Origin of the sequence: Pseudomonas saliphila, assembly GCF_008638345.1 — a bacterium.
Taxonomy (GTDB): Bacteria; Pseudomonadota; Gammaproteobacteria; order Pseudomonadales; family Pseudomonadaceae; genus Halopseudomonas; species Halopseudomonas saliphila.
The window spans coordinates 26118-40239 of record NZ_VTVA01000002.1 but is presented as its reverse complement, the minus strand read 5'-3'; the positions used below and the strand labels follow the sequence as shown (position 1 = coordinate 40239).

Sequence of the window (14122 nt, the reverse complement as noted above, 5' to 3'; positions counted from 1 at the left end):
CATTCTAGACCGAGTTGTCAGGGCTGGGCAGGGTCATTGGTCCGCAGACTTGGACCGCTCCGCCGTGTCCGCCACAGGGTTGAGCGCCTCCAGAGCCTGGCGCAGGGCCTGGGCGGAGTCGAAGCGTTGACGCTCGACGATCCGGCTGTCATCCAGTTCAAGCCAGAGTACCTCGCTGCGCTCCTGCACATACCGGCTTGCCACCTGATCCTCTCGGTCGAGGAAGATGCGGTACGGTGCAGAGCGCATGGAGGGGACCATCATGCGGTTGGCTACGAACCGGGGAACATGGGTAATGTCTGCAACGTAGACCACCCGGCGCTGCACCAGCCAGCCCTCCGGCTGGTCCTTGATCGCCTCATTTACCAGCCCTGCAGCGCCCTTGCTTGCAGCGATGAGCATGACGCGTTCGTCCGGGCCGAAGGTGTAGGGCTCATCGAACTGATCGGATAGTGTCCAGGGCTCGATACGGTCAGCGGTCTGCGTGGTGGACTGGTCCGCCTGCACGGTGGGAATCAGCAGCAGGCTCAGGGCGAAAAGCAGCGGTTTCATGAAGCCTCCGACTCGGTTAGCGTGGTTCTAGCGTAGCCGCAGCGGGTGACGGCGTCATGCGCCAATCGATGTTCGGGGGACAGGCGGGTTAACCCGGTGTCCTTGGAGCCAGCTCTCGCCATTGTCCAGGCTGTAGGTCGTCAAGCGTCCAGTCGCCAATGCTGACCCGTACCAGACGCAGGGTAGGCAGGCCGACCGCGGCGGTCATCCGTCTTACCTGGCGATTACGACCTTCGCGGATGGTTATTTCAAGCCAGCTGGTGGGGATGCTCTGGCGAAATCGCACCGGTGGATCGCGCGGCCAGAGGTCAGGCTCGGCTATCACGCTGACGTCTGCAGGGCGGGTCGGCCCGTCATTCAGAACGGGCCCCTTGCGCAGGTTTTCCAGCTGCTCTTCGGATGGTGTTCCTTCCACCTGCGCCCAGTAGGTTTTCGCCAGCTTATGCTTCGGGTCGGTAATCCGCGCCTGCAAGCGACCATCGTTGGTCAGCAGCAGTAAACCTTCACTATCACGATCCAGCCGGCCGGCGGGATAGACGCCTGCTGCCTCGATGTAATCCTTGAGCGTCGCGCGATCCTGCCCGTCGGTGAACTGAGTCAGCACATTGAACGGCTTGTTGAAGGCGATAAGGCGCGGATTGGCTGGCGGCGCAGCGGGCTCGCGGCGCGGTTTCGCCAAGGGTCGCTTGGCTAGGTAGGGCTGTTTCGGCTTGCGCATGGTTGTGCACTGCAATGGAAAGCCAGCCATGCTAGTGCGGTTGGGGCCGCAGGTCCAGATGCCCGGCAGGCTTGGTCCGGCATCGGCGTGGCTGCAAAATTAAACAAGCTCGAGCTTGAAACAATTAACTAATCCAGCACTCAGGCCAGTCCCCCTCTTTTCAAAGAGGGGTTAGGGGAGATTCAAAGCAGCAATTCACCGGGCCAGATCGAAGCCAATCGCCTACCGTCAGCCAGGCCTGCGCAAGACGCCGTGAACCCATCCGTGGGGGCTTGACGCAAACATCCCTGTTTTCAACACTTGCGCAACCCTGACTGCCGGCGGGCTTGGTCGCGCATCGGCGTGAGGCAAAGTTTGGAACCGCTTTGGTCTTTCAGCCTTTTGGCCTTCCTATTAGGCAACTCAATTGTTTATGCGAAGCGAGGCGACAGGGTTGAGCCGACCGTCCGATGACATGGATGTCATCGACGAGCTTACAGGGACGTACTTGCAGCGTGTCGGCGCGGCCCTGACGCCTCGCGGAAGCTGACTCCGTAACTCCACCAAACGAATAACTGTTTTGCGGATAGCGTGAGAGGTGGGCCGGAGTAGGGCAGCCCGCCGGCTGCCAGGATGGCGCAAGACGCCGTGAACCCATCCCTGGGGGCCTGACGAAAACATCCCTGTTTTCGACACTTGCGCCACCCTGACAGCCGGCGGACTTGATGAGCATTGGCGTGAGGCAGAGATTTAAAACCGCTTTCGCTCTGGTCTTCCTCTCTGGCAACGCCAATGTTTATGCGAAGCGAGGCGACAGGGTTGAGCCGACCGTCCGATGACATGGATGTCATCGACGAGCTTACAGGGACGTACTTGCAGCGTGTCGGCGCGGCCCTGACGCCTCGCGGAAGCTGACTCCGTAACTCCACCAAACGAATAACTGTTTTGCGGATAGCGTGAGAGGTGGGCCGGAGTAGGGCAGCCCGCCGGCTGCCAGGATGGCGCAAGACGCCGTGAACCCATCCCTGGGGGCCTGACGAAAACATCCCTGTTTTCGACACTTGCGCCACCCTGACAGCCGGCGGACTTGATGAGCATTGGCGTGAGGCAGAGATTTAAAACCGCTTTCGCTCTGGTCTTCCTCTCTGGCAACGCCAATGTTTATGCGAAGCGAGGCGACAGGGCTGAGTCGACCGTCCGATGACATGGATGTCATCGACGAGCTTACAGGGACGTACTTGCAGCGTGTCGGCGCAGCCCTGTCGTCACGCGGCAGCTCACTCCGGCCTTATCAGCGTCAGCGGTGCATCGGCGCAGAGCGTGCCACCAGCGCCTCGACATCAAGCCCCCGCGGCAGGGTGCCGAAGGCATGCCCGCGCCCTTCGAGTCGGCTGGCGATGAAGGCGTCGGACACGGCGTGATTGCCCGCGTCCAGCAAGAGCTTCGCCTGAAGCGCGACAGCAATGTCTTCGGTCAGCTGACGGGCGCGGTACTGGATGTCCTCCTTGTCGGCGAAGGCCTGTTGCAGGCGCTGAATATGCGCCGCAAGGCGGGGATCTCCCTGGCCGTCACCGAGCTCGGCAAAGAGCACATCCAGCACGCCCGGCTCTTTTGAAAGCGCGCGTAGCACGTCGAGACACTGCACGTTGCCGGAGCCTTCCCAGATGGAATTCACTGGGGCCTCGCGGTACAAACGCGGCAGGATGGTGTCCTCGACATAGCCTGCGCCGCCGAGGCATTCCTGTGCTTCGTTGATCATTGCCGGGGCACGTTTGCAGATCCAGTATTTGCCGATGGCGGTGACCAGACGTGCGTATTTCGCCTCCTGCTCATCATGTGCATTGTCCAGGGCCTTGCCCATCCGCATGGTCAAGGCCAGGGCCGCTTCGCTTTCCAGCGCCAGATCGGCCAGGACGTTCTGCATCAGTGGCTGTTCAACCAGCGGGCGACCACCCACCTGCCGGTGCGTGCAGTGATGCAGTGCCTGGGTCAGGGCCTGGCGCATCAGCGAACTGGAGCCGATCATGCAGTCGAAGCGGGTCAGTGAGACCATCTCGATAATGGTCGGCACGCCGCGCCCGTCTTCGCCCACCATCCAGGCCAGCGCCCCGCGGAATTCGACTTCGCTGGAAGCGTTGGCCCAGTTGCCCAGTTTATTTTTCAAGCGCTGGATATAGAACTCATTGCGTGCGCCGTCGGGTCTGTGACGCGGCAACAGGAAACAACTCAGGCCCTTGTCGGTGTAGGCGAGAGTGAGGAAGGCATCGCACATCGGGGCTGAGCAGAACCACTTGTGGCCGACCAGCTCATAGGCTTCGCCCGGTCTGCCCGGGCCGACCGGATGGGCGCGGGTGGTATTGGCGCGCACATCGGTGCCGCCCTGTTTCTCGGTCATGGCCATGCCGATGGTCGCGCCGGTCTTCTCGGCGAGCGGCAGGTTGCGCGGGTCGTATTCCCCAGACAGTATCTTCGGTAACCAGACATCGGCCAGATTCGGCTGCAGGCGCAGCGCCGGAACGCAGGCGTAGGTCATGGTCATCGGACAGCTGGTGCCGGCTTCGGCCTGGTTATGCAGGTACATGGTCGCGGCGCGCGCTACATGTGCGCCAGGGCGTGGGTCCTTCCAGGGCGCAGAGGTGATGCCGGCGGCAATGCCCGCAGACATCAACTCATGATATGCCGGATGAAATTCGACCAGGTCGATGCGGTGGCCATAGCGATCGTGGCTCTTGAATACCGGTTTGTTTTCATTGGCCAGAAAGCCGGCCGTCATCAGCTGGTCGCCCGCCAGCTCGCCATAGCGCGATAGGGCTTCGTCCGCCCAGCCACCACCCTGACGCTTCACCCATTCCTGAAGCGGAAGGTCCGAACGGTACAGGTTAGTGCCTTCCAGCGGCGGTACCTGATTGGTGACGTCGTGGGTTTCCGCGAGGATAGAGAGGCTCATGGACTGGCTCCTTGGCGATGCGCACGAATGGCTGAGCTGAGCGCTGAGCATGCCACCGTTCGATCATCAGTGAAACCGGTCCGCGATGCGTTCCGGATCGATGGATCTCAGCCGTCGACCTGTCCAATAATGATTGCTTTGATGATGAAGCCGAGTACGCCCAGACCCAGCGCGAAGAACAGCACCATGGTGCCGTACCGGCCAGCCTTGGACTTCTTTGCCAGGTCCCACACGATAAATCCCATAAAAGCCACCAGGCCAAATAACAATAGTGGCAGGGCAAGAGCTTCAAACTGCTGATAATCCAATTGATTACTCCTGAGAAATAGAAAAAGCCCTGCGCATTATACCGCTCCCGGATAACGCGCTCAGCTCATGTTTGACAGCGAGCTACTGAGGAGTGATATGGGCCAGTGGAAGTTCAGTGGAGGCGACAATCTGATGCAGCATGAAGCTGGAGCGCACGCTGGAAACGCCCTCGATGCGGGTCAGGGTGCCAAGCAGAAATTGCTGGTAATGCTCCATATCTGGCACCACGACGCGCAGCTGATAGTCGGCGTCCATACCGGTGACCAGATAGCAGTCGAGCACCTCTGCGCAGCCTTTGATCACCTTTTCAAAGCCTTCGAAGCGCTCCGGAGTGTGTCTGTCCATGCCGATCAACACGAAGGCGGTGAGCTTCAGGCCCAGTCGAGCCGGGTCCAGCAAGGCCACCTGCCGGGTGATATATCCGCTGTCCTCGAGGTGCTTTACCCGGCGTGAGCAGGGTGAGGGCGACAGTCCGATACGCTCAGCCAGTTCCTGATTGCTGATGCGGGCGTCACGTTGCAGCTCGGCGAGAATTTTCAGGTCATAACGGTCGAGATTGTGTTCATTCATGGCGATGCCTTTTAAAATTGCAGGGAATGCGCGATATCCGGTGTTTAATTGCTGGATGGTAGGCTTATTGTGCAATCTTAGGCAAGAAATGGCGCGGAGGTAGGGTTATCATTGTTTCAAGTTTGAAGCCCGGGCCGAACAGTCCAACTTCTCCTTTAACCAACAGGAGAAGAGGCCGCAGATCTTACCGGATTCTGCGGCCACTCGGTCACCCAGCTCACAAGGCTGAGGAACAAAGCAGCATTTCACCAGAATGCGAAACGGACAGAACACGAAAGCGGCTGACCTTCGGGTCGGCCGTTTTCGTTTCAGGCGGGATCGGTATGTACCAGTACATCGGCTTGTGGGTAGGCCTTTTCGATGACCATGCGTACTTCTTCGCCCAGATCATGCGCCTGGGCCAATGACATGTCCGCAGGCAGTTCCACGTGAACCTGCATGAACCAGTGCTGTCCGGATTCGCGGGTGCGAAGGTCATGTACGCCCACGACGCCGGGCACCGCTCGTGCCAGCGCCAGGGCATGGGCACGGACCTCGTCAGGCAGCTCATGGTCCATCAGAATCTGGGTCGCTGCCAGACCAATCCCCACCGCGCCATAGCCGATATAGAGCGCGATCACTACACCGAACAGCGCATCCGCCCGGGCAATGCCGTAATAGGCAAGTATCAGCGCGGCGATGATGCTCAGGTTCATCAGCAGGTCCGAGCGATAATGCAGGGCATCGGCGCTGATGGCTGTGGACTGGGTGTGCTTGATCACGTGGCGCTGGATCAACAGCAGCCCGATGGTGGCGGCGATGGACACCAGCATCACCATCACGCCGAGCCAGGCCGCTTCAAGCGGTTGGGGATTGAGCAGCCGATCGATGCCCTGAATGAACACCAGTACTGCCGAGCCACTGATGAACGCCGATTGAGCCAGTCCGGCGAGGGCTTCGGCTTTGCCGTGGCCGAAGCGATGCTCCCTGTCGGCGGGTTTGAGCGAGTAACGCACCGCGAACAGATTGATGATCGAGGCCCCGGCGTCCATGAACGAGTCGATCAACGAGGCCAGCAGGCTGACCGATCCGGACATTAACCATACCGAGCCCTTGAGCGCGATCAGGATCAATGCCACCGTCACCGAAGCATAGGTGGCAAATTTAAGCAGCCGACTACGGGCCTCGGGACCCAGAACAGTTTCGGTGGCCATCAGGCGCGCTGCGAAGATAGTCCGAGCAGGGCCAGTTCCTGATGATCTGGTTTGGCCATCTGTTGGGCGCGCTCCAGCGGCAGATCCAGATTCAGTTCCTGCTTGATGATCGCCTTGAGCTTCAGCTGATCCACTTGGCCCTGGGCGTCGACGGCTTCGTTGAGGCGCTCCGGAGCGATGCTGTAGCGCTGGTCTGGCAGATAAATGGCGCCCGTCGCAAAGTCCACGGCAAAGGCAACAATACCCGGCACCAGATAGAACAGCAGGCCAATGGCGTTCAGAGCGGCTACCCCAGGATCAATGTTTCCCTGGATCTGCCCGCGGCGCTCCGGGTAGAAGAGGGTTCCGCAGGCAGCAAGCTGGGTGGCCAGCGCTGTGGTGAGCAATACACAGGCCAGTGGTTTAAGACGCATCAGTCAACTCCTCGATCCGTTATGTCGGCGGTTCATATAATACGGCAGGGCCAGTTAGAATGGCGGCCCATTTCAGCTTCCAGTGTAGCGAGTTCTATTTGAACGAGACGAGCGAACTCCCGGTCCAGAAGGTCCTGCTTGAGCTGGAGGAGGCCCTTGCAAGCCATTCCTCCGCTGTGTTGCAGGCGCCTCCGGGTGCAGGCAAAACGACACTGGTTCCGCTGAGGCTGCTGAATAATACATGGTTGGCCGGGCAAAAGATCATCCTTCTCGAGCCGCGTCGCCTGGCTGCGCGCGCTGCGGCAGAGCGTCTGGCCGACATGCTCGGTGAACCTGTGGGGCAAACTGTAGGCTACCGCATTCGTCTGGAGAGCAAGGTCAGTGCGGCCACCCGCATCGAAGTCGTCACCGAGGGCATATTGCAGCGCCTGTTGCAGGCTGATCCCGAGTTGCCCGGTGTGGGGTTGGTGATTTTTGATGAGTTCCACGAGCGTAGCCTGGACGCCGATTTGGGGTTGGCGCTGTGTCTGCAAACTCAGCAGTACCTGCGCGATGATTTGCCGTTAAGGCTGCTGGTCATGTCCGCCACGCTGGATGCCGAGGCAGTGAGCGGTCTGCTGGACGATGCCCCGTTGATCCGCAGCGAGGGCCGTCAGTACCCGGTGGCGGTGCGTTACGGTAGTGCCCCGCCAGCAGGGCAATTCATCGAGCCAGTTGTGGCGCAGCAGATACTGCAGGTGTTGGCAGAAGAGCCGGGCAGCATTCTGGTCTTTCTACCCGGTGCCGCGGAAATACGCCGGGTTCAATCGCGGCTGAAGGAAGCCCTCGCCGATCAGCCGGACGTTCTAGTCACGCCGCTTTACGGTGATCTGGATTTCGCCACCCAGCGCCAGGCTATCAGTCCGGCTGGGGCCGGGCAGCGCAAGGTGGTACTGGCAACCTCTATCGCCGAGACCAGCCTGACCATTGAGGGCATCCGCGTAGTTATCGACGCCGGGCTGTCCCGCGAACCGGCTTTCGATCCGGTGTCCGGCATGACCCGCTTGCAGACGCGACGGGTTTCACGCGCGTCAGCCGAACAACGCGCCGGCCGGGCAGGGCGTCTCGAACCGGGTGTGTGCTATCGCCTCTGGTCAGCTGATCAACACCTGCAGCTGGCTGCGCAAAGCCAGCCAGAAATGCTCCAGGCCGATTTGGCCCCGTTGGCATTGCAATTGGCCCAGTGGGGCGTGCAGGACGCAACAGAGTTGGCCTGGCTTGATCCACCACCCTCCGCTGCGTTGCAGCAGGGTCGCGAACTGCTGGAACGGCTGGGTGCATTGGAAGCGGACGCCGACGGCTGGAAACTGACCGAACACGGCGCTGCCATGGCCGCGTTGCCGATGCATCCGCGCCTGGCCCACATGTTATTGCGCGGCCACGCGCTAGGCTTAGGCAAACAGGCGTGTCAGCTGGCAGCAATCGTCGGGGAGCGGGATATCCTACGCAAGGTGCAGGATGCCGATATTGCCCGCCGTATGGCGGTGTTTGCTACACCTCAGGCGGAGCCCGCGGTTGACCGTGGCGCGCTGCAGCGTGCCCGAAAGCTGGCGTCTCAGTGGCAACGTTTGCTTGGGCCGCGGCCAAACAGCCAGCAGGTATCCGATCCGGCTGCCGAGCAATGGATTGGCGTGTTACTGGCCATGGCCTATCCCGACCGCGTTGCCCAGCGGCGTGGCGAAGCGGGCAGCGAATACCGTTTGGCCAATGGCCGGTCCGCAGCCTTCATCGAGGTGGATGCCCTGCAGCAACAACCCTGGCTCGCTGTCGCCAGCCTGGGCGGACAGGCAGCGCAACGTAGCGCCCGCATCTTCATGGCTGCCGCACTCAATCCTGACTTGTTGCGCGAATACCTGCCGGAATTACTGACCAAACAGGACACCCTGGAATGGGACCCGCGCAGCGAATCCCTGTTGGCGGAACGCCAGACTCGCCTGGGCGAATTGATATTCAATCGAGAGGCGCTACCACAGATCGATCCGGCCCAGCGCAACCGAGCGCTCTGTGATGTCGTGCGGCGCCAGGGCTTGGCATTACTGCCCTGGACGCCAGCGCTGCGCCAGTGGCAGGCGCGTATTCAGTTGCTTCGTCGGCTGGATGAGCAGGCGGGCATTGAAAGCCTCTGGCCGGACCTGTCGGACGTGACCCTGCTGGACACACTGGAAGACTGGTTGGCACCTTATCTTGATAACGTGCGCCGCCTCGCGCACTTCGCCAACCTCGACCTGACGAGCATTCTCTCTACCTTGCTGCTCTGGCCGCTGCCCAAACAGCTCGACGAGCAGGCACCGACGCACTGGGCAGTGCCTACCGGATCGAGAATTCGCATCGATTACGCCGAAGAGCCGCCGGTACTCGCGGTGCGCCTGCAGGAAATGTTCGGCAGCACCGATAACCCGCGCATCGCCGGCGGCCGGGTTGCACTAAAGCTACACCTGTTGTCCCCAGCGCAGCGCCCGTTGCAGGTGACTCAGGATCTGGCTGGCTTCTGGGCAGGCAGTTATGCCGAGGTCAAAAAGGACATGAAAGGCCGCTACCCCAAACATTACTGGCCGGACGACCCGGCGCAGGCTCAACCGACTAGTCGAGCCAAACCGCGTAAAAGCTGAGCCGGGAGCTTCAAAGCCAGTGGAAGGTTTCGTGAATGATTCAGTCGAAGTCCGGAGCAGGGCGCCCACCCGCTGCCAGGCTTGCGCAAGACGCCGTGAACCCATCCCTGGGGGCTTGACGAAAACATCCCTGTTTTCAACACTTGCGCCAGCCTGACAGCCGGCGGGCTTGGTCGAGCATTCGCGTGAAGTAGAGATTAAAACCGCTTTGGGTCTTTCTTTTGGTCTTCCTATCAGGCAACTCCAATATTCATGCGCAGCGAGCCGACAGGGTTGAGCCGACCGTGCGATGACAGGGAGGTCATCGTCGAGCTTACAGGGACGTACTTGCAGCGTGTCGGCGCGGCCCTGCCGGCTCGCGGCAGCTGACTCTGAACACAACCAAACGAATAGCGGCATTGTTGAGTCGTTTTCGGCTCGCAGAAGATGGCACCGAAATACAACCCCAGCGAATGGCCCGCATACCTCCAACATAGGATCAGCTTGGTCGCCGCGACCCGTCCGCGTACAATCCCTGCCCCTTCCAGCATTGAGGAGCCCGCCATGGACAACACCAGCCAAATCATCGAGCGCAGTAGCGAGTTGTTCGCCAACAAGCGGCTGCTCCTGGTCAATCCCGTGGCCGACGGCCTGACCAGCGAATTACCTGCCGACTGGCACGTCTGGACTTGGGACTACGCAGTCTGGCTCGGGCTGAACGCGCAACTGGACGAGGCGCATCTGAGCTTCTCGCATCTGTGCCCACAAATAGATGCACTCGACGGCGCGATTCTGGTGATGCCCAAGGCGCTTGAGCGTGCCGAATATGCGCTGGCCCAGATTGCGCCGTTGCTCAAGGCAGGCTGTCCGCTGTATCTGGTCGGTGAGAAAAAGGGCGGTATCACCCGCGCGGAAAAACTGCTGGCGCCATACGGCGACAGCGCCGAGAAGCTCGACTCGGCGCGTCACTGCCAGCTCTGGCGCATGCCGGTGAACGGTCAGGCAGCACCCTTCTGCCTGGAGGACTGGATGCGGGAAATCACCGTCGAGTTGCATGATCAGAATATCGATCTGGTCAGCCTGCCCGGCGTATTCAGCCACGGTCGGCTGGATGAGGGCAGCGAGCTGCTGTTGGAAGAGCCGGCGGCGTTACCCGCGGGCAGAGTGCTGGATTTCGGCTGCGGGGCAGGGGTGCTATCCGTGGCCCTCGGCCGGCGCAATCCCGAAACCCGTTTCGAACTGGTCGACGTCGACGCCCTTGCCCTTTACTGCGCTACCGAGACGCTCAAGCGCAATGAAGTGGAAGCCGAGGTGTATCCCTCGGACGGTCTGAGCGATGTACATGGTCGCTTTGCCGGGGTGGTCAGCAATCCACCGTTTCACAGCGGGATTCGACACGACACCAGCATTGCCGAGCGATTCTTTGAACAGATCACCCGCAATCTGCTGCCCCGCGGCGAGCTGCGGATTGTCGCCAACGGCTTCCTGAAATACCCCGCACTGGTGGAAGCGCATATCGGTCCTTGCCAGGTGCTGCGCGAGAACAATCGCTTCAAGGTGTATTCGGCGATAGCTCCCGGTTGATCTGCCCGGACCGAGTTGCTAAAGTTCCGCCCGTCTTAGGGGAGTAGTCTCTCCGGAAGCACGTCTTCCACGGCAAACGTCAACATAATCGGCCCGCAGGTCGTGGCGTTTGCGGCCCGCTGTTTCGGGTCTGACGAGACCTTTGACATGCATGCACCAACCGAGGGCGGGGGTGCGCGCATGTCATTGGTTCGCTGATCCGCCCTCTCTGGAATATCCGTGGAAGCCTTCTTCGTATCAACCGGGATTGTTGCGCTGGCAGAGATCGGCGACAAAACCCAATTGCTGGCGCTATTGCTGGCTGTTCGTTTTCGTCATCATCCCTGGCCCATTGTTTTGGGTATATTTGTCGCCACAGTGGCTAACCATGCGTTGGCTGGCGCATTGGGTCAGTTAGTCGCCAGCGTTCTCACCGATACCATCCTGCACAGCATTGTCGCCGTGAGTTTCATCGCGGTGGCCGCCTGGGCGCTGGTTCCGGACAAGCTTGAGGAGGATACGGCGCCGATTGGCCGATATGGCGCATTCATGGCGACGCTGGTCGCGTTCTTTATTGCGGAGATGGGGGACAAGACTCAGATCGCGACCGTGGTGTTGGCCGCGCAATTTGCCGATTACTTCTGGGTCGTGTTGGGAACTACGCTGGGGATGATGCTGGCCAATGTGCCGGTGGTGTTCCTGGGCAATGCGGCGGCGGGTCGCCTCCCGCTGGATCTGATTCGCCGGCTGGCGGCGGGGGCATTTCTGCTGCTCGGGCTATATTCCGCCTGGCTTGCCTATACAGGCTTCGTGTCGGGTGGTGCAGGCTAGCGCGTGTGACGCCCGGCATTGCGCCGGGCGTTTCAGTCAACGTATCTGCATATCATTGCGGACCGCAGTGACGCCTTTTACCCCGCGCGCCAGTTCAACGGCCCGATTCGCGGCCTCTCTTGAACTCACGAAGCCGGTTAGCTGGACTTCACCTTTGTAAGTCTCGACATTGATCTCACCGGCGCGGATATTTTCATCCCGGATAAGGGCGGTTTTGATCTGGGTGGTGATGACGCTGTCGTCCACGAACTCGCCAGCCGATTTCTGACCTGAAGCCACAGTACAGCCGCCCATGATGAGCAGGCTCAAGGTGAGGAACAGTGCAGTGATGTAATCCCTTGAAAGCTTCATCGAAGGTCTCCTGTTAACGATGATGTCTCTGGGTGAGACTTGGGGGTGTCGTGTTAGTTTCGACTCGCCATCTTGCCACACTCGCTGTAAGCGGTGGTCCGGCATTTCTGTCTGGCCTAATATCAACGCAGGATGTTGAGTAAGGATCGAAACCATGTGCGAACTGATGGGCATGAGTGCCAATGTACCGACCGATATCTGTTTCAGTTTCGCCGGGCTGATGCAGCGCGGTGGCGGGACCGGGCCGCACAGTGACGGCTGGGGCGTGGCCTTCTATGAAGGGTTGGGGGTGCGCTGTTTTCATGATCCACAGCCCTGTCATCAATCCGCGATCGCCCAGCTGGTCGAGTCCTACCCGATCAAGTCGGAGAACGTTATCTGCCACATCCGGCAGGCCAACGTGGGCCGCGTCGGCCTGGTCAATACCCATCCGTTCATGCGCGAGCTATGGGGGCGTTACTGGACCTTTGCCCACAACGGCCAGTTGCACGAGTTCGATGCCCCGCCGGGTCCCTTCCAGCCAGTGGGTTCCACCGACAGCGAAGCCGTGTTCTGTGAGCTGCTCAATACATTGCGCAGCCGTTTTGATTCGCCGCCTGAGCTGGACGAGCTGATTTCCTGCATGGCGGGTATCTGCGGTGAGTTTGCCCGGCAGGGCGTGTGCAACCTGATGATCAGCAACGGCGAATGGCTGTTTACCCTGTGCACGACCAAGTTGGCCTGGATAACGCGCCGCGCGCCCTTCGGTCCCGCCCAGTTGAGTGACCGTGAGCTGGCCATTGATTTTCAGGAACACACCACACCCAATGATGTGGTGTCGGTCATCGCCACGGAACCTTTGACCAGTAATGAAAAGTGGCAGCTGTATATGCCGGGCGAGTGGCGACTATGGCGCGGTGGGGAGACGGTGATGCAGGGTAACGTTCTACGCTGATACGCCCTGCTCAAGGTGCATCAGACTTATGCTCAAGGGATCGAGTTCCCTTCGCGCGGAGGTTAGAGGCTCTGAAATGCCTGTTCTAAAAGCCTTTCTATCTGAATTGAGATCTCGCTCACGCTTCAACCTGTCACATCGCCATCTGCGTTGACAGCACATCGCCCTGCGACTTGACTGGAGAGGGCAGGGACGCACGTCGTGCTGGTATTTCGCCTGGGCAGCACGCGCCCATTCCGCGCCTTGGTGACTCGCCTTACCGCCATTTGCGGATTCCTTTTATGTCAAACGTGTTTTGCTGGAGGAATGATGGCTCCCTTTACTCTCTGTGCGGGCATTCACCGTGCCCGTACCGCCACCCTGACGATGTCGCTGGCTTCCCTGATGTCCATTGGCCATGAAGCGGCAGCGACCACAGCCAATGTATCCTACGTACCCATTCCTTATCCCGTGGTAGAGCGGATGCTCGAGATGGCGAAGCTGCAGCCCGACGACCACCTGATCGATCTCGGTTCGGGCGATGGGCGTATCGCGATTGCTGCCGTAAAGAACTGGAATGCAGGTTCGGCTCTGGGTATCGATCTGGATATGGAGCGGATCGCCGAGGCACGCCAGAACGCCGAGCGGGCCGGCGTGGCAGATCGCGTGCGCTTCGAGCAGGGCGATCTGCTGGAGGCCGATCTATCAGAGGCCTCGGTGCTCACGGTCTATCAGCTCAACGCCAAAAATATCTGGCTGCAACCGGTGATACTGAAGAGTATGAACCCCGGCACGCGGGTTCTGACGCATAGCTTCGAGCTGGGGGAATGGGAGCCGGATCAGTCCGATACGGTTGAAGGCGGCACCGTGCATATGTGGACTGTGCCGGCTACCGTCGGCGGTAAATGGCAATTGACGACGGCTGATGGCACCGAAGCGCTGATACTGATTGAGCAGAGCTATCAACGGGTGGTTGGCAGTGCCGAGATCGAGGGCGAACCCATGATGCTTGCCGAGCCGCGGCTGAATGGTAACGAGATCCGCTTCTCGATTGACGCCCAACAATTCGTCGGCCGAGTGGAGGGGGATCAGATCGTCCCTGCGGAAGGTGCCAACGAGACAGCTGGCTGGAACGCCCAGCGCATCTGAAGTGCTT

At 60.3% G+C, this 14122-nt stretch carries 13 protein-coding genes and 1 riboswitch; of the genes, 5 read left to right on the top strand and 8 right to left on the bottom strand.

Translation table 11 applies throughout. The features are described from left to right. Positions 1-33: 33 nt before the first annotated feature. From FHK95_RS02250 to FHK95_RS02220, 7 genes are all read right to left on the bottom strand, one after another. Entirely contained in the window at positions 34-552 is a 519-nt protein-coding gene (locus FHK95_RS02250; protein ID WP_150302986.1) for a hypothetical protein, read from the bottom strand. Positions 553-640: 88 nt separating this feature from the next. After that, complete coding sequence (locus tag FHK95_RS02245) at positions 641-1270, bottom strand: pseudouridine synthase (protein WP_150302985.1); 630 nt, start codon at positions 1268-1270, stop codon at positions 641-643. Positions 1271-2546: 1276 nt separating this feature from the next. Then, positions 2547-4196, bottom strand: coding sequence for an acyl-CoA dehydrogenase family protein (locus FHK95_RS02240; protein ID WP_150302984.1), 1650 nt, complete (start codon positions 4194-4196; stop codon positions 2547-2549). A gap of 107 nt (positions 4197-4303) precedes the next feature. Continuing rightward, the gene (locus tag FHK95_RS02235; protein WP_150302983.1) at positions 4304-4504 is read right to left on the bottom strand and encodes a DUF2788 domain-containing protein; all 201 of its coding nucleotides are present in this window, start codon (positions 4502-4504) and stop codon (positions 4304-4306) included. Between the two features lie 82 nt (positions 4505-4586). Further along, positions 4587-5075, bottom strand: coding sequence for an Lrp/AsnC family transcriptional regulator (locus tag FHK95_RS02230; RefSeq protein ID WP_150302982.1), 489 nt, complete (start codon positions 5073-5075; stop codon positions 4587-4589). A 308-nt stretch (positions 5076-5383) separates the two neighbouring features. Continuing rightward, entirely contained in the window at positions 5384-6268 is an 885-nt protein-coding gene (locus FHK95_RS02225) for a cation diffusion facilitator family transporter (RefSeq protein WP_328592921.1), read from the bottom strand. Then, on the bottom strand, positions 6268-6681 hold the full coding sequence (locus FHK95_RS02220) for a polyribonucleotide nucleotidyltransferase (RefSeq protein ID WP_150302981.1): 414 nt from the start codon (positions 6679-6681) through the stop codon (positions 6268-6270). The genes FHK95_RS02225 and FHK95_RS02220 overlap by 1 nt, the downstream gene beginning before the upstream one ends. 59 nt (positions 6682-6740) lie before the next feature. Between FHK95_RS02220 and hrpB the strand changes: the two genes are divergently transcribed. The 3 genes from hrpB to FHK95_RS02205 all read left to right on the top strand — a co-directional run bounded on the left by hrpB (position 6741) and on the right by FHK95_RS02205 (position 11702). Continuing rightward, positions 6741-9329 carry an ATP-dependent helicase HrpB gene (hrpB, locus tag FHK95_RS02215; protein WP_150302980.1) on the top strand — a complete coding sequence of 863 codons (2589 nt, stop codon included), beginning with the start codon at positions 6741-6743 and terminating at the stop codon, positions 9327-9329. Positions 9330-9872: 543 nt separating this feature from the next. After that, positions 9873-10892 (top strand): methyltransferase, encoded by a 1020-nt coding sequence (locus FHK95_RS02210; protein ID WP_178114685.1) that lies wholly within the window; start codon positions 9873-9875, stop codon positions 10890-10892. 26 nt (positions 10893-10918) lie between these two features. Next, a riboswitch (yybP-ykoY riboswitch) is annotated at positions 10919-11095 on the top strand. A 16-nt stretch (positions 11096-11111) separates the two neighbouring features. Next, positions 11112-11702: a TMEM165/GDT1 family protein gene (locus FHK95_RS02205; RefSeq protein ID WP_150302978.1), complete on the top strand. Its 591-nt coding sequence runs from the start codon at positions 11112-11114 to the stop codon at positions 11700-11702. 36 nt (positions 11703-11738) lie between these two features. Here the strand turns inward: FHK95_RS02205 and FHK95_RS02200 are convergent, their stop codons facing one another. Continuing rightward, a complete protein-coding gene (locus FHK95_RS02200; protein ID WP_150302977.1) occupies positions 11739-12053 on the bottom strand; it encodes a BON domain-containing protein in 315 nt (104 codons plus the stop codon). Between the two features lie 154 nt (positions 12054-12207). On the opposite strand from FHK95_RS02200, the gene FHK95_RS02195 reads away from it, so the two are divergent. Both FHK95_RS02195 and FHK95_RS02190 read left to right on the top strand, forming a co-directional pair. Further along, positions 12208-12987 carry a class II glutamine amidotransferase gene (locus tag FHK95_RS02195; protein ID WP_150302976.1) on the top strand — a complete coding sequence of 260 codons (780 nt, stop codon included), beginning with the start codon at positions 12208-12210 and terminating at the stop codon, positions 12985-12987. A 309-nt stretch (positions 12988-13296) separates the two neighbouring features. Continuing rightward, positions 13297-14115, top strand: a complete 819-nt coding sequence (locus FHK95_RS02190; protein ID WP_150302975.1) for an SAM-dependent methyltransferase — start codon at positions 13297-13299, stop codon at positions 14113-14115. Positions 14116-14122: the final 7 nt, after the last annotated feature.

Bases quoted from the DNA above. Each gene is read 5' to 3' on its own strand.
- FHK95_RS02240 (WP_150302984.1), bottom strand. From the start codon at position 4,196: ATGAGCCTCTCTATCCTCGCGGAAACCCACGACGTCACCAATCAGGTA.
- hrpB (WP_150302980.1), top strand. From the start codon at position 6,741: ATGGCGGCCCATTTCAGCTTCCAGTGTAGCGAGTTCTATTTGAACGAG.
- FHK95_RS02195 (WP_150302976.1), top strand. From the start codon at position 12,208: ATGTGCGAACTGATGGGCATGAGTGCCAATGTACCGACCGATATCTGT.
- FHK95_RS02230 (WP_150302982.1), bottom strand. From the start codon at position 5,075: ATGAATGAACACAATCTCGACCGTTATGACCTGAAAATTCTCGCCGAG.
- FHK95_RS02200 (WP_150302977.1), bottom strand. From the start codon at position 12,053: ATGAAGCTTTCAAGGGATTACATCACTGCACTGTTCCTCACCTTGAGC.
- FHK95_RS02245 (WP_150302985.1), bottom strand. From the start codon at position 1,270: ATGCGCAAGCCGAAACAGCCCTACCTAGCCAAGCGACCCTTGGCGAAA.
- FHK95_RS02190 (WP_150302975.1), top strand. From the start codon at position 13,297: ATGGCTCCCTTTACTCTCTGTGCGGGCATTCACCGTGCCCGTACCGCC.
- FHK95_RS02220 (WP_150302981.1), bottom strand. From the start codon at position 6,681: ATGCGTCTTAAACCACTGGCCTGTGTATTGCTCACCACAGCGCTGGCC.
- FHK95_RS02250 (WP_150302986.1), bottom strand. From the start codon at position 552: ATGAAACCGCTGCTTTTCGCCCTGAGCCTGCTGCTGATTCCCACCGTG.
- FHK95_RS02210 (WP_178114685.1), top strand. From the start codon at position 9,873: ATGGACAACACCAGCCAAATCATCGAGCGCAGTAGCGAGTTGTTCGCC.
- FHK95_RS02225 (WP_328592921.1), bottom strand. From the start codon at position 6,268: ATGGCCACCGAAACTGTTCTGGGTCCCGAGGCCCGTAGTCGGCTGCTT.